Raw genomic sequence first — 22,306 nt, forward strand, 5'->3', positions numbered from 1 at the left:
ACGCTCCATTTTTTTGACGTATAATTGTATACTTTGTTGCCGAAAAATATAAAACCCAAACGTAGGGTCTGTTTATATTTCTATTATCCTGGCCAAAATAGCCAGATTTTCTGTGCTCCGATACCAACATAGCTCATCTATGCTCGGTTTCGGTGCTCGAAAAGATACCTATTTTGAACCAGGCTAGCGAAATATAAACAGCCTCTAGTTTTTAAACCAAATTATCGAATTTTATGCATACTATCACCATACGTGGTGCAAGAACCCACAATCTAAAAAATCTCGACTTGGATTTACCCCGTGATAAATTAATTGTAATTACGGGGTTATCTGGGTCAGGGAAGTCCTCTTTAGCTTTTGATACATTATATGCAGAGGGGCAACGTCGCTATGTTGAATCTTTATCTGCTTATGCGCGCCAGTTTTTGGCAATGATGGAAAAGCCTGATGTAGATTCGATAGAGGGGTTATCACCGGCAATTTCTATAGAGCAGAAAGCAACATCCCATAATCCTCGTTCTACAGTAGGGACCATTACCGAAATTTATGATTATTTGCGATTGCTCTACGCCCGAGTGGGTGAGCCGCGTTGTCCTACACACCATGTCAGCTTGCATGCACAAACAATCAGTCAAATGGTGGATCAGGTTTTGGCCTTACCTACTGACAGTAAAGTAATGATTTTGGCTCCGGTAGTTCGTGAACGTAAAGGGGAGCAGGTCCAGCTTTTACAGCAGTTACAAGCCCAAGGCTATGTGCGTGCTCGTATAGATGGCGAGTTGTATGAACTGGATTCTCCTCCTAAGCTGGGTTTGCGTACCAAGCACACGATCGAAGTCGTTGTAGATCGTTTTAAAGTGAGACCCGATATCGCGCAGCGCTTAAGCGAATCATTCGAAAATGCTTTAAATTTAGCAGAAGGTCTTGCCATAGTGGCTTCCATGGATAATCAATTTGATGATCTTGTTTTTTCTTCCAAATTTGCATGCCCTGAGTGCGGATACAGCCTCAGTGAGTTAGAACCCAGACTTTTTTCATTTAATAATCCGGTAGGCGCTTGTCCCTCTTGTGATGGATTGGGGGTTGATCAGTTTTTTGATCCGGAGCGGGTTGTACACGATCCAACCGCCAGTTTGGCTGAGGGTGCTATTCGAGGCTGGGATAAAAAAACTACTTATTATTTCTCAATGCTTGAGTCACTTGCCGGGCATTATGGTTTTGATGTCAATACTGCATTTTGTGATTTGTCCGAGGAAATTCGGCAGATTATTTTATACGGTAGTGGGCGGGAGGTTATAGACTTTCATTATCACCGTCCTAATGGAGGATATACAGTAAAAAGACATGCATTTGAAGGAATTATTCCAAATATGCAACGACGTTATCGTGAATCTGATTCAGGAATGATACGTGAGGAGCTTGCGAAGTATTTATCTTCTCGCCCGTGCCAGAGTTGTCATGGTGCACGATTACGTGAAGAAGCACGGCATATCTTTATCGATGATAAAAATTTGCCTGAAATTACAGCTTATTCGATCGAAAATGCTTATGTATTTTTTAAAAATCTGCGGATGTCGGGATATAAGGGTGAAATTGCGGCAAAAATTAATAAAGAAATTGTTGAACGATTAGGATTCCTGGTCAATGTGGGCTTGGATTATCTTTCATTAGCTCGCAGTGCTGAAACTTTATCCGGTGGGGAGGCGCAACGTATTCGTTTAGCCAGCCAGATTGGTTCTGGACTGGTTGGGGTTATGTATATTTTGGATGAGCCTTCGATTGGATTGCACCAAAGAGATAATGACCGTTTATTAAAGACCTTAATGCACTTACGAAATCTGGGGAACACGGTTATTGTTGTGGAACATGATGAGGATGCAATTCGCAGCGCTGATTTTGTCCTGGATATAGGTCCCGGGGCTGGGGTACATGGTGGTGAAATTGTTGCAAGTGGTACACCGCAAGAAATTATGCAAGCTCCAGCGTCCTTGACTGGTCAATATTTATCTGGAAAGCAATCCATTACAATTCCTAATACACGCTTACCCGTTAACTCCGAAAAAATGATTCATCTAAAAGGAGTGTGTTGTAATAACTTGATTGATGTCGATGTCAGCATTCCCTTAGGTTTACTTACTTGTATTACAGGCGTGTCAGGTTCGGGAAAATCGAGTTTGATTAATGATACTTTATATCCAAATGCTGCCAATCTATTAAATAGGGCAAGTTTATACACTCCTGGTTCAGCCAAAGAGATTGTCGGTTTGAATTTATGCGATAAAGTAATTGATATTGATCAGAGCCCGATCGGTAGGACTCCTCGTTCTAATCCAGCTACCTATACAGGTATTTTTACTCATATTCGCGAGTTATTTGCAGGAACTCCTGAGTCTCGAGCAAGAGGTTATCAGCCTGGACGTTTTAGCTTTAACGTGCGTGGCGGGCGTTGTGAAGCGTGTCAGGGGGATGGTTTAATTAAAGTTGAAATGCACTTTTTACCTGATATTTATGTATCATGCGATGTGTGCAAAGGAAAACGTTATAATCGAGAAACTCTGGATATTCAGTATAAAGGCAAAAATATTCATGAAGTTTTAGAAATGACTGTTGAAGACGCAGGTCAGTTTTTTGCAGCGATTCCTGTTTTAGCGAGAAAATGTCAAACATTGATGGATGTTGGTTTGTCTTATATTAAATTGGGGCAAAGTGCGACGACTCTTTCTGGAGGGGAGGCTCAGAGAATTAAGTTGTCTCGAGAGTTGTCAAAACGGGGTACAGGAAGCACCCTGTATATTCTTGATGAACCGACTACAGGATTACACTTTCACGATACCAAACAATTATTAGCTGTACTATTCCGTTTACGGGAGCAAGGGAATACGGTTGTGATCATTGAACATAATCTGGATGTCATAAAGACTGCAGATTGGATTATTGATCTGGGACCTGAAGGAGGAAGTAAAGGAGGGCGCATTGTGGCAACAGGAACACCAGAGCAAGTTGCAGCATGTGACCATTCTTATACGGGACATTTTTTGAAGCCTATTTTAAAGGTGTCATGAGCTCCCCAACTTGAAATCATGAATTAACAACATTGGCTTTATTTAAATAGTGATAGATATAAAAGCTGGCTGGTAAGAGAAATGCCCAGGTAACTCCTACAAAAAAATAAAATGGATAACTTTTTTCGATCACTACGATATTGCATGATTCACCAATCTTATAAGCAAAAGGCATCAAAAAAAGGATAAGCAGGAACCAAATGAGATAGTAGCGAGTCAGTTTTTCATTAAGGATAATAAGATTCAATCCGAAACTTAACCAAATACAAATCATCCATGGGGCTGTAAAATAAGAGCTGAAGGGATTTGCTTTAAAATAAATATAATTTTGATGCAGCCAAAATGTATCAGTGATTGAGCCAATGGCCCCAATAAAAAGTGCAAAATATAGAGCATTTAAATAAGGCAATCGATTAATCGATTGCCAGGCGATTTGTACGGCAATTAGCAGGAAACCAATCATTGTTCCAAGCAATACTTCATTTTGTGCTGCAAAATAGAAACAAGCTATCCAACACAGATAATAGGCTAAAAAATGAATGCACCACCCAATTTGATTTTTATTCATCAACTTTTACTCTTACGGTTAGCAAAAAATCCTTACTCATTCCACTATTTTTTTTGTTATTTTCGATCTATAACTAAATTGTAGAAAATTTTACATAGGATGAAAAATGAGTACTTTTCTTATTGCCCTTATTATTATTGTAGTACTTTTATTTCTATGGGCTATCAGTGTTTACAACACTTTAATTCATTTAATTGAGGCGATTAATAACGACAAAAAGCAAATAGATATCCAACTGGATCGTCGTTATAAGGTTTTTGAATCGCTCATTGAGGCTGTAAAAAAATATATGGATTACGAGAAAACTACATTAAAAGATGTAGTTGCTTTGCGTAATCAAGCGCAAACTGCCAAAGCCGCAGGAGATGAAGAAGGTCGCATGGCTGCAGAAAACCAAATTTCTCAGATTGCATCTGGGCTTAATGTAGTCTTTGAAAATTACCCCGATTTGAAAGCAAGTCAAAATGTCCTGCAATTGCAGGAAGAAATTGTTAATACTGAAAATAAATTGGCCTATTCCAAGCAGGCTTATAACGATGGTATAGAGCGTTATAATGCGAAAAAGAAATCGTTCTTTGAATCTATGGTGGTATCTATGTTTTCTTCAGCATTAGATAAAGATTTTGTTTATTGGGGGCTTCCTGAAGAGCAGATTCAAGCTAAAGAAGACTATACTGTAAAATTTTGAGTTTAGAATATGGGCCTTGAAGACTATCATGGTAGCGTAGGGAATTGGCGCGAACAAATACAGTTGAATCAGCGCAAGACCTATGGGGTTATCGCTTTTTTTGTTGCAATTTTTTTTGCAGTGGGCTTCGTTGCTGATTTATTTGTTTTACAATCGACCTATCCACAGGTTACTTTGCAGCAATGCTTTTTTGCGTTGATTCATCTGCGCGTTGTTCCCTATGCCACTATTATTATGGTTGGTATCGCCATAGTGTCGCTATTAATAACGTATGCGTTTTATGATCGCATTATGTTATTAGGTACAGATTATCATGAAATTACCCCGCAAACCGCCCGAGATTTGCGGGAACAACAATTGTATAATGTAGTTGAAGAAATGAAAGTTGCTGCTGGTTTGCAGTACATGCCCAGAGTTTTCATTATCGAAGCAGATTATATGAATGCATTGGCGAGTGGGTATAGTGAAAAATCAGCAATGGTTGCCATTACTCGCGGTTTAATGGAAAAACTGGACAGAGCCGAGCTGCAAGCAGTGATGGCTCATGAATTAAGTCACATACGTCACTATGATATTAAATTAACGCTAACCGTGGCGATTTTGAGTAATATTCTTTTGATTGTAGTGGATATTCTATTTTATTCCGCGGTATTTAAGCGAGATGGTAAACGAGAAGACAACCGTTTGTTAATGGTGATTATAATTCTTCGTTATGTTTTACCCTTACTCACTATTTTATTAACCTTATTCCTGAGTCGAACACGTGAATATATGGCTGATGCGGGCTGTGTGCAGTTAATGCGCGATAATGAACCTTTAGCCCGGGCATTGCTCAAAATTAACAACGATCATCAACAAAATGCGGAACATTATTCAGTGGAATACGGTAATACTCCACATGAGCAGGTGAGGCAGGCATCATATCTTTTTGATCCCTCTGATATTGATCCTGTGAAGTCTTTAAGTAGTGCGTTTGCAACACATCCTTCAATTGAACAACGTTTGCAGGCTTTGGGATTTACCCGTAAATAAACGGTCATCAAGTTAAGGGAAAGGAAAACCTGGATTCCGCTTCGCTGTATCCAGCTACGAGTTTAAGTAGGCATGATAATTATTCGCGAAATCCCACGCCTTTTTTTAATAGAAACATATTGAGAAGTGTCAATAACACTAACATCAGGCAAATAATTCCCATGGCTAACGAGATATTGACCTCACTTTGGCCAATCATTGCTTGTCTCAGTGCATTAACCATATACAGAATGGGATTTAGCCAGGATACCTTCTGCCAAAACTCTGGTAGCATGTTGATGCTGTAAAATACACCACCTAAGTAGGTGAGTGGCGTAAGTATAAATGTGGGTACAATCATAATATCATCAAAATTCCGCGCAACCATGGCATTAGTGAATCCGGCCAGTGAAAAAACAGCAGATACCAGCAACACCACGAGTAACGTCATTGGCAAGTGACTTAATTCAATAGTTAAGAAAAAACTGGCAATGATATAAACCAAGACAGCAACAATTAATCCTCTAAATACGCCACCCAAAACATAGCCTAGCAACAAGAGGCTGTTGCGCATCGGACTAACAAGCATTTCTTCGATACTTTTTTGAAAGCGGACACTGTAAAGGGAAGATGATACATTACCGTAGGAGTTAACAATAACGGACATCATAATCAATCCAGGAGCAATGAACATTGGATAACTGACTCCTTGAATGGAGCCGATACGCGGTCCGATTAGACTACCAAAAATGAGGAAGTAAAGCGTGGTCGTAATCACGGGAGGTAAAAATACTTGACTTGCAATGCGAAACATACGAACCAACTCGCGTCTTACCAGAGTATATAATGCAATAACTTGTTGTTTAATGGCCATTTTTTATAAGATCCAAAAAGAGTTCTTCCAAGCGATTGGTTTTATTTCGCATACTATGAATTTTTATTCCATGTTTGGTGAACAGAGCAAATGCATCATTTAAATTCAAATTGTTGTCTACACGGAGTTCTATTGTAGTGCTATCAACCAGTGTGGGCTTAAACGGAAATAAATCGGGTAGAGTATCGATACGATTTTCTGTATTGAAGATAAAGGTTTGATGGTGCAGTGTTTGCAGTAACGCCTTCATCGATGTGTTTTTTATAATTTCCCCTTTATCTATGATGGCGATGTTTTTACATAATTGCTCTGCTTCTTCCAGGTAGTGGGTTGTGAGAATAATTGTTGTGCCTTGAGCATTGGTTCTGCTGAGAAACTCCCACATACTGTGTCGGATTTCTATGTCCACACCTGCCGTAGGCTCATCGAGAATCAGTACTTTAGGTTGATGCACTAAAGCCCTGGCAATCATAAGACGACGTTTCATTCCACCGGATAAGTGTCGCGCTATAGAGTTTCTTTTCTCCCAAAGACCTAACTGTTGTAAGAGACTTTCAACTCGAGGTTGTGCCTTCTTTCGTGAAATTCCATAATATCCCGCTTGATTTAGAAGGATTTGTTCACAATTTTCAAAAATATTAAGATTGATTTCTTGGGGCACAAGACCCAAACAGGATTTGGCTTTTTCAGGTTCTTTTTCCAAATCATAACCATGAATACTGATGCTACCTGATGTTTTATTGAGTAATGAGGTTATTAGACCAATGGTTGTTGACTTCCCTGCACCGTTGGCACCTAATAAAGCAAAAAAATCACCTTTATTTATGGTCAAATTAATGCCTTTTACTGCTTGTACCCCATTAGCATAGGTTTTGAATAATTGTTTAATGTCTAAGGCATGCATAGAAGATTAAATGAAAATAAAAATATCATTATACACAATAATCATATTGTTTCACGAGCAAAGGTTAAGGGGGGAGTTACTAATTTACTCGCCTGTTTTATCTTCTTTTTTACAAATCGGAGAACGCGCCTTTGTTCAATACAAAGTGAGCATGAGTTTTCATCCAACCGGTAATACTGTATCGAGGCTGATGAGTAACACATACTTCATGAGGCAATTCGCTATTAAAACATATAAAGCGATTTCCTAATGGCAGCACACTCTCAATTAATTGATCCTCTGTATTGTAGAGTTGTAGCTCACCTCCAAATTCAGCGTTCCAGTGCTCGTTTAAATAATATACACATGAGATTTTCCGTGTTCTTTGCGCCGCGAACTGATCAACATGTTTTTTATAATAAGTACCTGGTTGATATGCAGCAAAGTGGGTTTCAAATTCATGCAAACCTAAAAAGAGCGATTGATTTAATATTTGAGCTAATTCTTTTATTTGTCCTAAAAAAATTTGTATTGCTGGATTTGTTTCATTTCCTTCGAGCCAGAAAATTTCATCAGTACGAATTAAATCATTCTTATGGGATTCCAGTTTAAGACCAATTTTAGCACCGCGAAATAATCCTTCTTCATACAGTTCTTGTGCTGTTTCACGCAATGATTGGCATTGGCTTTGCTCAAGAAAGTCATCGATTATACAAAATCCCTGGTTACAAAGGTTATGGATCAGTTGTTCGGAATCAATCAAAGCACACGTCCTTCAAGGTGATATTCATATTCGCGCCATTGTGGCATAAATTGACCCATTAACCCATAAAATCGTTTATTATGACTTGGTTCTAACAGATGAACTAACTCATGAACAAGGACGTACTCGAGACAAATCGACGGTTTTTTAATAAGATTAAGATTTAACCAAATACGTGCCGCTCGGGTGTTACATGAACCCCAGCGTGTTTTCATTTTCCTTATTCCCCATTCAGCGACTTTAACTCCAACTATAGCTTCCCAGCGATGAATAAGCTCAGGCAATAGCATTTGCATTTGCTGTTTATACCAACGCTCAATAATGGTTTGGATTTGGGAGGGAGTGCTGTTCGGCGGGGTATAACAGAGCATCAGTTCCTCATTGATCTTAATTTTTGCAGGTCCATGATGTTCTTCGATGATTAATAAATAATTGTTGCCTCTGAATGCTACAGTTGAGCCTGTTTCAAATGTACATTCCTCGACAACAGCACGACTACGAATTCGTTCTCTTTGTTTATGAATCCATGCACTTTTAGACTCAAGACTTTGTCTTATAAGTTGTTCGCTGAATCGAAGGGGTGCACTTACCTTGACTAATCCATCGGGTGGATAAATGCGTAAGTGCATGTTCTTGATTTTTTTTCTTGATATTTCTATGGGAATACCATCGAGTTCAATGATCATCTCATTAACATAATGTAGCCTGGGTGCAGCGCAGTAGAACCCGGGAAAGTTAAGCTTCAGCACTCCCCGGGTTTACTGCGCTGCACCCAGGGTATGATGATTCCAAGTATCACAAGGAATGAATCAGAGCTATTGTACTATCTCTGTGCGCCGATACAAGGGCTGTCTATGTATTCACCATTAATATCTAATACCATATTAACATTAGCACGTTGGTAACGGGCGAGAATGTCATATTCCTGTTTGGTGATGTAGCCATAGGAATTGCCACAGTATACGAGTGAGGTTGCTCCTGGTTTGGGTTTAACTTTCACCGGCAAGTCACATTCCCAGCGAAATTGGGTTAAATCGCAATTTGCGAAAGCGAAACTAAAGGGTAAGAGAGATACAGCAATAGCCACATACCATTTCCTTTTCATTGTGTGCACCATTTGCATGTTTATGTTTTTTAAGTATAGGATAGTATTCAAAAAAAGCAGTCAAGGATCGCCATGCTCTCATCCAGCTCTGAATACATTAAAGCTTTGCGCGAAGGAAAATATCTACTTTTTTTGGAGTGGACTGATTTTATTACCCAAAAATATAAATTGTTAGATGCTGATGACACAGTAAATTTTTTAATTTTTGAGTGGTTAAATAATGGCTATTCAGAAGAAGACGCCCTGAAGTTAGCTGTCTTACAAGCGGTATATGATGTGGAATCGAAGCCATTACAAGGAAAATTAGACTATTCGCTTAAATCAATTACCATTGCTTTATTCATCTGCATGGTTTTTCAGAAACTTGAAGGGGATGTAACCGAGCTATCAAATCAAGACACTGCACGGGATGCAGTACATCAGTTTATTGAAAAAAATCTTGTCAAGTTGAATCCATTTACTTATCAGGAACGATTAGAAGGGATGCAAACACGGTTTTATCAGTGGGTGGAAGATATCGATAAAAAGGAATTAACTGATGCATTTCAAAAAATTCACGCGATTACGCAACCAAGATATCTTCTTGAAGACTATATTCTACATTTAGAACGTATCAAAATAAAAGAAGATGAACTTTATGCTACCCGACTAAGTTTGGCAAAACGTTTTCTCGGCTATTTATATGAACAAACTGAACTAACGCCCGAAGTAGCTGAGGTAATTGCTACGTACGTTAATTCGCTCCGTGAATTGCATCCTGGTAAAGGAGAAATAGAGCAATTGGATAAAATTTCTCCTCCTTCAACACTGGAACATACTTGGAGAAAAGTAACCACGATAGGGATTAGCTTTTTTAATATCGTCTTAGGTGAGAAGTCGATTGGTGAATTAATTTCCGGGGAAACTATAATCTTTAACTCGATTGATTCGCCTGATTCCAATCTAAAAATGTAGAATCTCATCTAATAAATAATTCTTATCAAACTTGAGTTGACTGTCCGTAAATCTTAGGTCACAAAAAATACAAAAGTACTCAATGAAGTTCGGTTTGTGCCTCAATAAGATGTGGTCTTTTGTTGTGCACTTGATGCTTTTGTTGAAATCATTGGTCTTTCAATGTACAATCCCCACCCAGCAGGGGCATTAATCATCCTCTAAAAATATTAATTAATTTACAGGTGTCGCTATGTATAGATTCACTCGAGAAGATAAAGCAGATATGGAGAATAAAGTTCAACTATTGGGATATTTAAACAATGTTGGAGCCGATGTTAAACAAGTTATTATCACCATTGGATCTGGACCTACTCCAAGTGATTCCTATGCCCAAAATATCGTCTTTGATTCAGAAAGCAAACACTTAATTATAAATATTGATATATGTTATCCAGGTGATTTTCCTTGTGGACTTCTTAAAGTGTCTGTTGATCCAACAAGATTCAATTTTAAGAACGAAATGGACAAAGTATTAGAAAATAAAAATGCGGTAATCCTGTACAATGACGACCTTTATTATGCATCTCCTAAGGATTTTCATATTTGTAAACTTAATCCACAGAATTCTAATCAAGATGACTTTAATTTGTTGAAATCAAAGTGTACTGATTCATATCATGTTGCAGATGAAGAGGAATTAGAGTTAATAATCCGTGTAACAGGTCGCACTCAACATGTGAAGGCAGCTCGTGTTAATACTGACGATAAAAAATATTTAAGGATGAGTTTTGATAGTTCAGTGGCTTCGATAATCAAAGAACCGATTACTGATTTGCTCCAAAACGATGTCACCGTCGTTATATCCGATTTCCGCTCACCATTTCTTGCAGAAGATGTTCGTATTTTGGTACAGCCTCTCTTGGATTATTACAGAAGTCCTGATAGCAATGAAGGCAATCTTATACTAACGCAGGGATATTTTGATTTTTATCCTTTGTTTTGGCCAACAAAAGAATATCTCTCCACAACAAATCCGAAGGATAGTAAGGACTATTCAGATGCGATGCATGCACTTCGTTATAAAGCTGTGGGAAGTGAAGCATTGGGTAATTATTTTGGTAAGGTTGAGGATGCGGTATGTTCTATGACGGTATTATTACCTGGTCATGATACGGGCATTCTCTTTTCTTATCCTGCTGTGGGAGAACTTCGCAAAGCGAAGGTAGCAGAAAAACCAGAAGCCCAGGATGAGTTACATCAGACCAGTATGGCTTTATAAAAAATGAGTGAAAAATAAAAGAACTCAAGCTCTTTTATGCATCTGTAGATGTTGATGTGGTCAAGCAAAATGAACCAAACTGGTTTAGCCCTCCATTTTCAATAGATGTATCTGACCTCATACTGATTTGGCTCTGAAAAATGCACACATAGGCGCCTATGCCGCACGTTTTTTAGGGTCATAATTCAATCTGTATTCAAATATGACATTCCCTCCAAGATTTTCAACTTTTGCCTAAGAGACAGGCGTTTACAGCCTGCTTGCTGAAAATTCATGTTATATATAAGAATTCGCTTATGAAAACTTTCACACTCTTTATTAGGTTTATCGAGATTTTAAGACGTGAGCATGATAGGACTTCAAAGTGACTTGTGATTAATAAATGAGCTAACTGTTGGTAAATAGCATATAATATAATCATGTTATTTTAAAGAAAAGCACTATGTTAGAGAAAGATTTACAAAATGCCTTAACAAAGCCTGAGGAATTTAAGCGAATTATAGCGGACAACCGTGACCTACGATGGGCCGCACAACAATTCCCAAACCTTGCTGATGAGTTAATTCGCCATGTATTAAACGATCCTCAAGAATTTAAACGACTTATAGAAAATAACTATCAGCTCCGAGAGACTGCAAGACAATTTCCAAGCCATGCTGATGAGTTAATTAGCCATGTATTAAATGATCCAGAAGAATATAAGCGACTTATAGAGCATAACATTGGACTCCTACTGGTTGCAGAACAATTCCCAAATCATGCTGATGAGTTAATTCGCCGGGTGGTAGAAGACACTGAAGAATTTAAGCGACTTATAGAGAATAACTCGGATCTCCGAGAGACTGCAGAACAATTCCCAAATCATGCTGAAGCGTTAATTAGTCGGATGTTAAATGATCCTGGAGAATTTAACCGGCTTATAGAGAATAACTATTCCCTTCAACTAACTGCGCAACAATTCCCAAACCATGCTGAAGAGTTAATTAGTCGGGTATTAAATGACCTTGAAGAATTTAAGCGACTTATAACGAGCCTCTATGAACTCCGAGAGACTGCAGAACAATTCCCAAATCATGCTGAAATATTAGGAAAAGAATCCCTGGAAGAAGCATTAGAATCTTTAAAAGAACTATTAAGACAAAAGGACTTAAAGGAATTAGGAAAAAACGCAAGAATCATGGGGCTTTTTAGGGCGCAGGAGAAAACTTCATTGCACGAATTACCTCCTGAAATTGCCGAAAAGATTATCAAGGATAACAGAAGTTCAAGTCATATAAGTGATGAAGAAGCAGAAAAGAAAATTGAGGAAGAATATAATAAAGGAATTCAGCAAATAACGTCGAAGAAATAACAAACGTAAGCTACGCTGATGAAAAGTTTTAGAAGCAATTAAATAAAATAAAACTAACACTAACTTTTGGATAAGAAAATTATTGCTGCAGGTACTTTACTGCGGGTTGTCCTTGCTTGCAGTGTTTTGGCGATTATTATCTCTATTTCTATTGGAACTGTATTTAAAGCGAGCTTCGAACTATTACCACTAGAAGAGCGAGCAAGTGGTTTTACTTTATTTTTTAACCTAAGTCATTCTTTACTTGGTGGCACAGCACCACTGATTATCTTGCTTTTGAGTTATGTTTTCACAAATTTTGCACTGGTTCTTTTGGGGAGGGTAAGGTCATTATCTGTTAACTTTGACTTAATATTAGTCATGTATCATGTAGTAATTATTAATCAACTCCATAAAGAGGACCATCATGCAAGAGAAATATGAAGATCAATTACCCGAGATACCCGCAGAGATTGTAGAGCATATCATATAATGACATTTTTAGGCCCAAGAGATTTAGCAAATTTAGAGTTAGTCTGTAAAGATTGGCAGAACCTTGCTTCGAGTGATGTTGTTTGGAAGAGCGCTGTAGGCCAAACAAAAGAAGAATTTTCAAATCCCGAGTTATACACAATTTTAACTTTGCCTAGGATTTCTGGATTTAGTTTTGGGTATGTAGTTAAGTCTCATGCGCTTGTTGAAGAAGAGCTGCAAGGGTTCTTTCAAAATACAAAGTATGTTAAACAAATATCATTCCCTGAAGCCATTGGAAATGAAACAACATCTTCCAATACCAATCCTGGCGGTTGGGAGTATAAATACAAGAATAAGGTTTTTAAGAGTGAGGAAGACCTCAATAGTGTTTTTGCACAGGCACGTAAGGAAAGTCACGAATATACGTGTTATTCCCAGACTGAGTTTTTTGCCCGTTATAAAGAAATAAATGATGAAATACATTTATATGCATTAAAGCACATTACTGTGCATGAGGAATGGACAATATTTCAGAAACCGTTTATTTTTAATCGAAGCCTTGTAAATAATTTTCCTTCCGTGAAGCCTGCATCGACTAATACCGAAGATAAAACAGCTAAACCTGCCCAAAAAACAGCGGATAGTCCATTACACAGCACTCCTGTTTCGAATGCAACAAGCAAGCATGTGGATCAACAAGAAGTGGAAGGAAAATCCCAACCCTTAGCGACCGCCGCAGCATATCAGCCACTCTTCTTTCAACCAACGCCAACACCAGCTCCTGCAAGTACGAAAGTAGTCAACCGCGCACCAGTTTGTTTGCCAAGCGGTAGCGGCTCATGCACAATCTCTTAATGTGAATTTCTTTCTGCCTACTTCTTCGAGATCCATCTCGAATGTAGGCTTCGTTGAGCCCACAAACAAGTCTTGAGAAGGGTTATGTGAGGCTCAATCTGTTGAGTTACATTATTTCCTATTGTGTCCTTCCGGTTTTGGCCAACAAATTTTGCATTTTCGATTTATTTGATCGTGATGGATTTATTGTCTCTTCCTGCGCTATGGTGAATGTCTGATAAACGCTACTAAGTACGTCATTTGATCCAACCTTCGGCACAGTAGGGTCAGATTATTTTTTCCATGTTTATATTCTTGTTTATAATGATTAAATACTGGAGAATATTCCTAATATTACTGTCATTGCAGGGATTAACATGTCAGAGTCTCATCAACCATATCTTGAAGCCGCTATAGAAGAAGCGCGCCGAAGTCTTGCTCAGGGAGGAATACCCATTGGTGCTGTACTTGTTTATCAAGGCAAGATCATTGGGCGCGGGCATAACCAACGGGTTCAAAAAGGAAGCAGCATATTACATGCTGAGATGGATGCATTAGAGAATGCGGGTAGACAGCAAGCTAAAGTTTATGAGCAATCCATTTTATACACCACTCTTTCACCTTGCCCCATGTGTAGCGGAGCTATCCTTCTTTATAAAATTCCTCATGTTGTCATTGGAGAAAATCAAACCTTTATGGGGGAAGAATCATTATTAACATCACGTGGTATAAAACTTGAGGTTTTACAAAATAAAGAATGTATTACCATGATGCGACACTTCATTGCTCAAGATAGAACGCTATGGAATGAAGACATAGGTGAGTAATTTTGCCTCCTGTGGGTTTTATTTTTAAGGCGCGACACACAGAGCGGTTATTTTAAGTCGAGCCGCGACCTCATTATTCAATTCAATAGCATATCTGCAATAACGATCATTAAGGTTAGGTGTTTTTTGTTTTTTAGGTTTGTTTGTGATCACCATGGTCTGTTATGGTATAATTTGTGTCATTTCAAGCATCAATCCAATCAGTAAAATCAGCAATAGTGTAACCCGATTGTTTTCCGAGCCTGATGAATAATTTAGGAACTATACAATGAAAAAAAAGAGTTTTAGCTTTTTGATTATTTTTGCAATGAGCCTATCTTCCTTTTCTTTTGGTCAAAGTACAAACAATTATATTATTCCTGGTTGGCCAAGCTACCTGGCTATGGGAACCATAACGAATGGTGCTCCGCAAGAGCCGACAAATATTCGTGTTGATGCTGTATTTACATACAATGGTGCGGGCGGCGATGGTGATCCTGGAACAATAGAAACTCCTTATAAAATTTGGAATATGATTAACATGGCTAAAAATATTAAAAAGAATACTGGCCATGCTGTTAATCCTGTTTTAGTTGAATACGGTTGGCAACTAAGTGGTGGTTGGAATCCGGATAGTGTCACTAATTTGGATGATCTAACAAAACATTTTTTTAACCTAATGTTTTTGGCTAAAACATTAGAAGCTAATGCTTATAGCAATACTGGAACTTATGGAACTATATTATTAAACCCAGATATGTTGGGTTATTTAGGGAATACAAATCGGGTGGAAGAAGTTAAATCGTTATACATCCCGGTAAATAAGGCTGTTTCTAACGCTTATTGCATGATGAGTAAAAAAGTTAATTTTAGTCCTGCAACTACACCCACCTGCACTTATGGATGGGACAATAAACCTGTAGTAATCAATGGTACCCCTACTGATTTACTTCTTTGGCTCAAATCTAAAACTGATAATTATACTGCTGGACAAGCTTTTGCTACCTGTGTCAATGATTATGTGATACCCCTTTGTGGTGTGGCCAATCCAGATCAGAACATCCCTGGGTTCTCAGATAACTTTAATGGATGGTTACACGCTCAAAACTGGATGGCTAAATATTTTGGACCTCATGTTGCTCTTGGTGTTCATGAAAATATTTCTGCAGTTCCAGAAGGGGGATGGTGGATTCATCGGGGGCCAACTGCCGTGAAGCCCTATGTGGACAAGGTTCTGGCTGATTTAAAGAGTTTTGAATTATTCAGCAGCAAATATAAACCTGATTTTATTTATTTTGATCGTTATGGTGCCGATGATTACAGCAGTAAATTTCCAAATTTACTCATTAATCAGGCAACCTTTTATAATGACGCCGCCTGGCAAAATTTCCTGACGATGACGCAACAAATGAGTGAGGGTTTGGGAAAGCAAGCTGGAAAAAGCCATATACCTGTTATGTTATGGCAGATACCGGCTGCTCATATCCCTACACAGGATGAACCTCTTGTCGAGGCTCAAGAGGAGGGCTCTGCACCTGTATATTTTTTTGGTGATTCTAAGTTACAACGTGATTTAAGCAATATCGCCTCTTGGATTAATATGGATATTGCCAATTTACCTAAAGGGTACAGCTTATGTGCTGGCAAAAATGCGACTCAGTGTTTGACATTAAACAATTTTAATTGGGCTCATAATAATACCGAGCAATTAAAAAAGGCAGTTGATGCACACATATTTGCAATTTTGTGGGGAGCAGGTGCTTTTGCAACAGGGGTTTGGGAAGTACCAGGAACAACTTTTCCTGATAATGGATGGATGGCAAAAAAACTGTCGATTTACTATAAGAAACCTACAACCTTTGCAAAGAATTAACGTATTAACATGAAATGGGGAAATTTAGTTAAGATTCGGTAATTTTTTGTACTTTTTGATCGATATTTTGTGCTAAACGATGAGGGTTTGCTACAATTATAAAACATTATGGCAAATGTCTGATGCAGGCTAGACGGGGAGTTTATGCTGTAGTACTGAGCGATGTATTTTTTGATTTGATGTAAGAGCACGTTCATTTCATAAAATGAACCATCATGCTTAAGCTTCATCGAAAATATCAACGTCTCATACCTATCTCATATTTCTTGTAGATAACGAATTTTCATTTGCAGAGGTAATAAAATGAAATTCAAATCGTTAATGTTCTCCATACATGGATGGTTTGATGCGAGTCTTAAAGAGAACAATCTCAAGCAAGGTACGATACATTGGGCCCGTGCATTTATTTTTGTACTTCTACATTTGTGTTGTTTGGCCGTGTTCTGGGTGGGATGGAGCTTTACAGCTGTTTTTACGGCCATGCTCCTTTATTTTTTGAGAATGTTTGCAATAACTGGCTTTTACCATCGTTATTTCTCACATAAGACCTTTAAAACGAATCGGTTTTGGCAATTTATTTTCGCTGTAATCGGTAATGCAGCTGTACAACGGGGACCACTTTGGTGGGCAAGCCACCATCGTCATCATCATCGCTATACAGAGCAATCACAAGATCCTCATTCTCCGGTGCAACATGGTTTATTATGGAGTCATGCTGGATGGATTTTTTATTCGGACAATTTTAAAACAGACTATAAAGCGATACAGGATTTTGCAAAATATCCGGAATTATGCTGGTTGAATCGTTATGATAACGTGGTACCTATTTGTTTACTCTTCATACTTTATTTTATAGGTAGCTTTTTGGCAAATTATTATCCTCAGCTACATACTGATGGTATGCAGCTAGTTGTTTGGGGGTTTATTTCAACAATTGCTCTCTTTCATGCTACTTTTACTATCAATTCACTTTGTCATGTATGGGGCACAAAAACATTTGAGACAGAGGATGAAAGTCGTAATAATTTTCTTTTGGCGTTAATTACCCTGGGTGAAGGTTGGCATAATAATCATCACTATTATCCTCGTTCAACACGCCAAGGATTTCGCTGGTGGCAAATAGATATAACGTATTATTTATTATGCTTTTTGGAGAGAATTAGAATTATTTATGATGTTAATAAAGTTCCATTGGAATTAACAAAAAGTAAGTTACAACCTCAAGAAAACCAACTTGTAAAAAAGCCTGATGTGCTTCAGTAAATTATAATTAAAACAAGCAATAGGGTCTGCTGCCTATGGCCTTGGATGAACCGAGGCATGCAGACGGATAAGACCAATTGCCAATATGCCCTAGAACTTTTTATATTCTATTTTTTCGTACTGTTGCAAGCTTAAGAGATTGTAGTTTTCTGATATAAAACCATCCCAGATCGAACTCATCATTTCTAAAAGAGAACCGGGCACTTGCCGGGTTGGCATGGTGATTATTGTGCAACTCTTCACCGCAAGCAAAGATACCTAATCGGGTTACATTTTTGGAGGTATTATCAACTTCAAAATTAGTATAGCCTTTAGTATGAGCAATGCCATTCACATAAAATGTTGCAATAAATGTCTCCATAATCATTTGGGCACTCCATACAGGAACGGCCCAGATTCCTATAGCTAGAAACTCTAAGAACAAGAAAACAAACGGACCTTTATCTGAATATTTTTCATATATATGTTTCTCTAAAAAATCATTATCACGAATGTCATTGAAATTTCGTACCATTTCATTATTCATTGATAAATGGGTGATTTCTATGCCATAAAAGAACATATTGCGAAGTCCAAAAATAACAGGCGAATGCGGATCCTTTTCAGTATCAGTATACTTATGATGAAGATGATGAATTGCTACCCATCTTCTTCTTGATATGCCAGTCGTTAACCACATCCAAAGTCTGAAAAAATGAGTCACAGCAGGATGAAATTTTACTGCTCTATGTGATTCTCCTCGATGCAGGTAAATCGTCATGATAATCTCAGTTAGATGTAAGGAGAATAAAAAAAAGATTGAAATATATAACCAATTTATTCCTAAAAGACCGGTTCCCAATGAAGGATATTTTATTGCCAGCGTCCACGTACATCCTAATACAATCACTGAGAGAATAATTGATTCTATTAGAGCGGAGTTAGATTTTTTCATAGCAACACCTATACGACTTATTGACGATACCTAAAATTTCCAGAAAAATCCTAGGGACTATTGAGATGAGTATTAAGTAATTTTACATATCCAACAGTGATTACCTATGTTCTTCAGCCTTGGTTATGGTATTGTTTTTGGCCAGCAAAATGGTTAATATTTTATATTATAGTTTATATTTTGAGCATTTAAAGTGGTGGAAGCTAATTGGACTCTAATTAATGGAATTAATTGGGTAGAAATGAGATTTGGCCAGAAAAACACCTGAATCCTTTGCAGGATAATGCACATTAGCCAAATCGATTAATAAGGAATAAAATAAACTTATCTGGAAGATAGCTCAATAAGTTTGTGATATGGACGAGTGAAGCGGGTATTTTGATTTCTGCTTTTTTTTGTTCAATTCCATTTAATATTTTTTTAGCAGCTTTCGTGGAACTGTAAAGAAAGAATTGGGGAATCTTAAGTTCATCTGTTAAAGGGGTTTTTATAAATGTAGGTAGGATTGTTGAGACAGTAATTTTTTCCCTTGCCAACTCCATTCTTAGTCCTTGCAAGAAATTACGGCATGCAGCTTTACTTGCCCCATAAGCCTCAGCTCTTGGCAAACAAATATTTGACATGGCGCTACTCATGCCGACAAGATGAGGATTTTTACTTGCTCGTAAAAGAGGCAGGGCTGCTTCAACACCATAAATCATACCTAAGAAATTGATTCTCATGGTCTCTTCAACAATAGTGCTGTCAAAATTTTTTACGTCAAGAGCTTCATATTTACCCGCATTAAGAAAAACAACATCAACATATCCATATTTCTCTTTTATTTTCGCTCCGACCTCTAAATTTTGCTCTCTTTCTTTTACGTCAAACACAAAAATTTCACCCTGGGTATCATGAGCTACCTGTTGTAGTTTTGTTTGATTACAGTCAGAGAGAATGAGTTGATAACCGTGTTCATACATTTCTTTAGCTACCGCTTCACCTATACCAGAGGCAGCACCGGTAATCCAAGCAATGCGTTTCATTTGAAAAACCTTAGTGAGTTAGTGATACAATTAATTTAAAAACCATAATTTACAATTATAGTTTAATAATAAAAAATCAGGCCAAGCGTTTTTTATTTGATGAGAAATGAAGCAAAATAACCTGATTACAAATTAGTTTTGCTTGTTTTGAGGGGTATTCCACCATCCTCCTCCCAAGGACTGAAAAAGTGCCACCGTATCATTATAACGTGCTGCGTTTGCTTGAATTACATTCAAATGAGCACGCAGATAAGCTTCTCGCGCGCTTAAGACAGACAAATAATTTGTTTTACCAAGTTGATATTGAGTTGTGATTAACTGTAATCGGGTTTGTGTATTTTGCTCGGAATTTACCTGAGCCTGAAGAAGTTCGGCATCAAACTCAAGAGCATGCAGTACATCTGCTACGTCTAGAAAAGCTTCAAGCATAATTTTTTTATATCTGGCACATGCGTACTCGAATTCTGCGATTGCCATTTTTCGTTTAGCACGTAATGCACCTCCTTTAAGTAACGTTTGTGCGATTTGTCCTCCGTAATTCCATACATTATTCATAGGATTAACTAAAGTGCTTAATGTTGTTGAGAACCACCCATAATTAGCCAAGATGTTAAATTTAGGGAATAGATCAGCTGTCGCAACACCTATCTCTGCACTGGCTTTATGCAATAGCGATTCGGCACTGCGTATATCAGGGCGTTGCTTTACCAGTTGAGAGGGTAAGCTGACTGGTAATTCCGTAGGTAAATGAAGACTGTTTAGACTGAAATTAACGAAATAGTTCTCGCTAGGTAACGATCCAACAAGTACAGCAAGAGCATTATATTTTCTTGCTAAACTTTCTTTAATTGAGGGTAAAGTCGCTAGGGTTTTTTTCAGATGATTTTCACTATTCAGCACATCAAAACGAGATATATGTCCTAAATTGTAATTGTTTGTTGTTATTCGTAACAACTCTCTTTGGCAATTAATGAGCGCTTGTGTCGTCTTTAACTGATCATGTAATGATGCTATAGTGATACTTGTAGTCACTATATTTGCCGTCAAAGTTAAGTAAGCAGCTTCCAATTCAAAAAACTCATAATCAATCGCAGCACGTAAAGCCTCTACTTGCCGAAGATTGCCTCCGAATAAATCCAGGCTATAAGATACACTCACCGATGCATTATAAAGATCAAATTGATTCTTGATAGAAAACGGGAGTTTTTGCCCTGGTAATGGGTTAATATTTATTCCAGTAGCAAGCAACGTATTTCGTTCACGACTTCCAAAAAATTGAGTATTGACGGTTGGGAGCAACTTTGGGCCAGCAACGAAACGTAAATTAGCATGCGCCTTACGTAAACTTGCTTTGCTCATCGCTACTGTTGGATTATTTTTTAATCCTTGATCGATGAGATAGTTTAATTCCTTAGAGTGAAAAAGAGTCCACCAGGAATTGGAAATATCTCGATTATAGTGTAAATGCTGTGATTTTCCTGCGGAATTGGAAGCACTCACAGTTTTTGTAATTAAAGGGCCCTTATTGTAACGAGTGGTCTTTGGTGCTTCAGGTGCATGGAAATTAGGCCCGACCTTACAGCCTGCAATTAGTACCACACATAAAAACAAAAAAAATTTTTGCATTTGATCTTCTTATATAAAAATAAATTCTATTTACACCATACAAGTGAGGCAGTGTGCTTGATTCAGTTTGATTATTCTTCTGAATCATAAATTCAAATTAATACTCACAGGTTGGCCTGGATGTAGGTAATTAAATGCTGTTTTGACTGGCTTGGCCTCAATTCGATAAACAAATTTTGTTCTTGAGGTTTCACTAAATATATAAGGGGGCGTATATTCTGTTTTAGAAGAAATATAACTTATAGTTGCTGGGTAAGCTTTGTTGCATCCGTCACAACTGATCATTACTTGATTTTTTAATTTTAATTTTGCTAATAACGGTTCAGGAACATAAAAAATAACTTTAAGATTCTCGGGAGCAACAATTGATAAAACAGGGCGTTCCTTAATCACTAATTCACCAACTGTGAAATAAGTATCATATATATATCCTGAAATCGAAGAGTACATCTTTTTATTCGACTCACCCCATTGTGCTTCTGCGAATTCTGCTGTAGAAGATTCAACTACCGCTTCTTGAGCTATTAATGCTGCCTTGGCATTTTGGTAATTATGTTTTACCCCTTCGAATTCCTCGCGACTTACTCCCCCTGAAGTTATCAATTTTTGATATCTTTTCAATAAATTACTTTGGTATTCAAGGGCAGATTGTTTTAATTTTGCTATAGCTATAGTTCGTGTAAGATTTGCTTTAGCTTTTTTAAGTTGGGATTTTTGTGGCTGTACATCTAGGGTAAATAAAAGATCTCCTTTATGAACTGGATTTCCTTTTGCGATATCTAAGCTAATGAGATTCCCTGAAAAGCTACTTGATACATAGGTGTAATCCGCATCAACATATCCTTGCAATGAGTTTTCTTCCTCTTTGCAAGCACTAATCAGTACACATAAGATTGGAACAATTAAACATTTCGCGAAGAATTCTTGCATATTCTCTCATTGTTAAATAAAAACATCCTAATTGATAAGATT

Annotated in this window: 21 protein-coding genes; 11 read left to right on the forward strand and 10 right to left on the reverse strand. The window is 37.7% G+C overall.

Translation table 11 applies throughout. The annotated features are described in order from the left end of the window. Positions 1–233: 233 nt before the first annotated feature. Positions 234–3,062, forward strand: a complete 2,829-nt coding sequence (uvrA, locus tag BW930_RS01660) for an excinuclease ABC subunit UvrA (RefSeq protein WP_058466724.1) — start codon at positions 234–236, stop codon at positions 3,060–3,062. 16 nt (positions 3,063–3,078) lie between these two features. On the opposite strand, the gene BW930_RS01665 is transcribed toward uvrA, so the two are convergent. Beyond that, positions 3,079–3,630, reverse strand: coding sequence for a DUF2878 family protein (locus BW930_RS01665; RefSeq protein WP_058466723.1), 552 nt, complete (start codon positions 3,628–3,630; stop codon positions 3,079–3,081). A gap of 106 nt (positions 3,631–3,736) precedes the next feature. On the opposite strand from BW930_RS01665, the gene BW930_RS01670 reads away from it, so the two are divergent. Beyond that, positions 3,737–4,318, forward strand: coding sequence for a LemA family protein (locus BW930_RS01670; RefSeq protein ID WP_058466722.1), 582 nt, complete (start codon positions 3,737–3,739; stop codon positions 4,316–4,318). Between the two features lie 9 nt (positions 4,319–4,327). Continuing rightward, positions 4,328–5,350, forward strand: a complete 1,023-nt coding sequence (htpX, locus tag BW930_RS01675) for a zinc metalloprotease HtpX (protein WP_058466721.1) — start codon at positions 4,328–4,330, stop codon at positions 5,348–5,350. A 79-nt stretch (positions 5,351–5,429) separates the two neighbouring features. Here the strand turns inward: htpX and BW930_RS01680 are convergent, their stop codons facing one another. The 5 genes from BW930_RS01680 to BW930_RS01700 all read right to left on the reverse strand — a co-directional run bounded on the left by BW930_RS01680 (position 5,430) and on the right by BW930_RS01700 (position 8,954). Beyond that, positions 5,430–6,203, reverse strand: coding sequence for an ABC transporter permease (locus BW930_RS01680; protein ID WP_058466720.1), 774 nt, complete (start codon positions 6,201–6,203; stop codon positions 5,430–5,432). Beyond that, positions 6,193–7,107: an ABC transporter ATP-binding protein gene (locus BW930_RS01685; protein WP_058466719.1), complete on the reverse strand. Its 915-nt coding sequence runs from the start codon at positions 7,105–7,107 to the stop codon at positions 6,193–6,195. Before BW930_RS01685 ends, BW930_RS01680 begins: the two co-directional genes overlap by 11 nt. A gap of 109 nt (positions 7,108–7,216) precedes the next feature. Next, on the reverse strand, positions 7,217–7,849 hold the full coding sequence (locus BW930_RS01690) for a 2OG-Fe(II) oxygenase (protein WP_058466718.1): 633 nt from the start codon (positions 7,847–7,849) through the stop codon (positions 7,217–7,219). After that, the gene (locus tag BW930_RS01695; protein ID WP_058466717.1) at positions 7,846–8,535 is read right to left on the reverse strand and encodes a M48 family metallopeptidase; all 690 of its coding nucleotides are present in this window, start codon (positions 8,533–8,535) and stop codon (positions 7,846–7,848) included. The genes BW930_RS01690 and BW930_RS01695 overlap by 4 nt, the downstream gene beginning before the upstream one ends. A gap of 137 nt (positions 8,536–8,672) precedes the next feature. Further along, entirely contained in the window at positions 8,673–8,954 is a 282-nt protein-coding gene (locus BW930_RS01700) for a hypothetical protein (protein WP_058466716.1), read from the reverse strand. Positions 8,955–9,026: 72 nt separating this feature from the next. Here BW930_RS01700 and BW930_RS01705 point away from each other — a divergent pair, with 72 nt between their 5' ends. The 8 genes from BW930_RS01705 (at position 9,027) to BW930_RS01740 (ending at position 17,749) form a co-directional block, all read left to right on the forward strand. Next, positions 9,027–9,908: a helical bundle domain-containing protein gene (locus BW930_RS01705; protein WP_058466715.1), complete on the forward strand. Its 882-nt coding sequence runs from the start codon at positions 9,027–9,029 to the stop codon at positions 9,906–9,908. 232 nt (positions 9,909–10,140) lie between these two features. Beyond that, positions 10,141–11,169 carry a hypothetical protein gene (locus tag BW930_RS01710; RefSeq protein ID WP_058466714.1) on the forward strand — a complete coding sequence of 343 codons (1,029 nt, stop codon included), beginning with the start codon at positions 10,141–10,143 and terminating at the stop codon, positions 11,167–11,169. A 442-nt stretch (positions 11,170–11,611) separates the two neighbouring features. Beyond that, on the forward strand, positions 11,612–12,520 hold the full coding sequence (locus tag BW930_RS01715; protein WP_058466713.1) for a hypothetical protein: 909 nt from the start codon (positions 11,612–11,614) through the stop codon (positions 12,518–12,520). Between the two features lie 66 nt (positions 12,521–12,586). Next, positions 12,587–12,943: a hypothetical protein gene (locus BW930_RS17500; protein ID WP_058466712.1), complete on the forward strand. Its 357-nt coding sequence runs from the start codon at positions 12,587–12,589 to the stop codon at positions 12,941–12,943. A gap of 48 nt (positions 12,944–12,991) precedes the next feature. Beyond that, positions 12,992–13,828 carry an F-box protein gene (locus tag BW930_RS01725; protein WP_058466711.1) on the forward strand — a complete coding sequence of 279 codons (837 nt, stop codon included), beginning with the start codon at positions 12,992–12,994 and terminating at the stop codon, positions 13,826–13,828. A 356-nt stretch (positions 13,829–14,184) separates the two neighbouring features. Beyond that, on the forward strand, positions 14,185–14,634 hold the full coding sequence (locus tag BW930_RS01730; RefSeq protein WP_058466710.1) for a nucleoside deaminase: 450 nt from the start codon (positions 14,185–14,187) through the stop codon (positions 14,632–14,634). A gap of 268 nt (positions 14,635–14,902) precedes the next feature. Next, entirely contained in the window at positions 14,903–16,486 is a 1,584-nt protein-coding gene (locus BW930_RS17080) for a hypothetical protein (RefSeq protein WP_058466709.1), read from the forward strand. 303 nt (positions 16,487–16,789) lie between these two features. Continuing rightward, complete coding sequence (locus tag BW930_RS01740) at positions 16,790–17,749, forward strand: acyl-CoA desaturase (protein ID WP_058466708.1); 960 nt, start codon at positions 16,790–16,792, stop codon at positions 17,747–17,749. 100 nt (positions 17,750–17,849) lie between these two features. Here BW930_RS01740 and BW930_RS01745 read toward each other — a convergent pair whose 3' ends face one another. From BW930_RS01745 to BW930_RS01760, 4 genes are all read right to left on the reverse strand, one after another. Further along, complete coding sequence (locus tag BW930_RS01745; protein ID WP_058466707.1) at positions 17,850–18,683, reverse strand: acyl-CoA desaturase; 834 nt, start codon at positions 18,681–18,683, stop codon at positions 17,850–17,852. Positions 18,684–18,973: 290 nt separating this feature from the next. Beyond that, positions 18,974–19,708: an SDR family NAD(P)-dependent oxidoreductase gene (locus BW930_RS01750; RefSeq protein WP_058466706.1), complete on the reverse strand. Its 735-nt coding sequence runs from the start codon at positions 19,706–19,708 to the stop codon at positions 18,974–18,976. Positions 19,709–19,840: 132 nt separating this feature from the next. After that, complete coding sequence (locus BW930_RS01755) at positions 19,841–21,334, reverse strand: efflux transporter outer membrane subunit (protein ID WP_058466705.1); 1,494 nt, start codon at positions 21,332–21,334, stop codon at positions 19,841–19,843. A gap of 84 nt (positions 21,335–21,418) precedes the next feature. Beyond that, complete coding sequence (locus tag BW930_RS01760) at positions 21,419–22,264, reverse strand: HlyD family secretion protein (protein ID WP_058466704.1); 846 nt, start codon at positions 22,262–22,264, stop codon at positions 21,419–21,421. Positions 22,265–22,306 lie beyond the last annotated feature (42 nt).

The sequence above is a fragment of the Fluoribacter gormanii genome, from assembly GCF_900156395.1.
GTDB lineage: Bacteria > Pseudomonadota > Gammaproteobacteria > Legionellales > Legionellaceae > Legionella > Legionella gormanii.

Coding starts and splice junctions, on each gene's coding strand:
- BW930_RS01710 (WP_058466714.1), top strand. CDS start 10,141: ATGTATAGATTCACTCGAGAAGATAAAGCAGATATGGAGAATAAAGTT.
- BW930_RS01700 (WP_058466716.1), bottom strand. CDS start 8,954: ATGAAAAGGAAATGGTATGTGGCTATTGCTGTATCTCTCTTACCCTTT.
- BW930_RS01705 (WP_058466715.1), top strand. CDS start 9,027: ATGCTCTCATCCAGCTCTGAATACATTAAAGCTTTGCGCGAAGGAAAA.
- BW930_RS01725 (WP_058466711.1), top strand. CDS start 12,992: ATGACATTTTTAGGCCCAAGAGATTTAGCAAATTTAGAGTTAGTCTGT.
- BW930_RS01670 (WP_058466722.1), top strand. CDS start 3,737: ATGAGTACTTTTCTTATTGCCCTTATTATTATTGTAGTACTTTTATTT.
- BW930_RS01750 (WP_058466706.1), bottom strand. CDS start 19,708: ATGAAACGCATTGCTTGGATTACCGGTGCTGCCTCTGGTATAGGTGAA.
- BW930_RS01715 (WP_058466713.1), top strand. CDS start 11,612: ATGTTAGAGAAAGATTTACAAAATGCCTTAACAAAGCCTGAGGAATTT.
- BW930_RS01695 (WP_058466717.1), bottom strand. CDS start 8,535: ATGATCATTGAACTCGATGGTATTCCCATAGAAATATCAAGAAAAAAA.
- BW930_RS01745 (WP_058466707.1), bottom strand. CDS start 18,683: ATGAAAAAATCTAACTCCGCTCTAATAGAATCAATTATTCTCTCAGTG.
- BW930_RS01740 (WP_058466708.1), top strand. CDS start 16,790: ATGAAATTCAAATCGTTAATGTTCTCCATACATGGATGGTTTGATGCG.
- BW930_RS01680 (WP_058466720.1), bottom strand. CDS start 6,203: ATGGCCATTAAACAACAAGTTATTGCATTATATACTCTGGTAAGACGC.
- uvrA (WP_058466724.1), top strand. CDS start 234: ATGCATACTATCACCATACGTGGTGCAAGAACCCACAATCTAAAAAAT.
- BW930_RS01755 (WP_058466705.1), bottom strand. CDS start 21,334: ATGCAAAAATTTTTTTTGTTTTTATGTGTGGTACTAATTGCAGGCTGT.
- BW930_RS01685 (WP_058466719.1), bottom strand. CDS start 7,107: ATGCATGCCTTAGACATTAAACAATTATTCAAAACCTATGCTAATGGG.
- BW930_RS01665 (WP_058466723.1), bottom strand. CDS start 3,630: ATGAATAAAAATCAAATTGGGTGGTGCATTCATTTTTTAGCCTATTAT.
- htpX (WP_058466721.1), top strand. CDS start 4,328: ATGGGCCTTGAAGACTATCATGGTAGCGTAGGGAATTGGCGCGAACAA.
- BW930_RS01730 (WP_058466710.1), top strand. CDS start 14,185: ATGTCAGAGTCTCATCAACCATATCTTGAAGCCGCTATAGAAGAAGCG.
- BW930_RS17080 (WP_058466709.1), top strand. CDS start 14,903: ATGAAAAAAAAGAGTTTTAGCTTTTTGATTATTTTTGCAATGAGCCTA.
- BW930_RS01760 (WP_058466704.1), bottom strand. CDS start 22,264: ATGCAAGAATTCTTCGCGAAATGTTTAATTGTTCCAATCTTATGTGTA.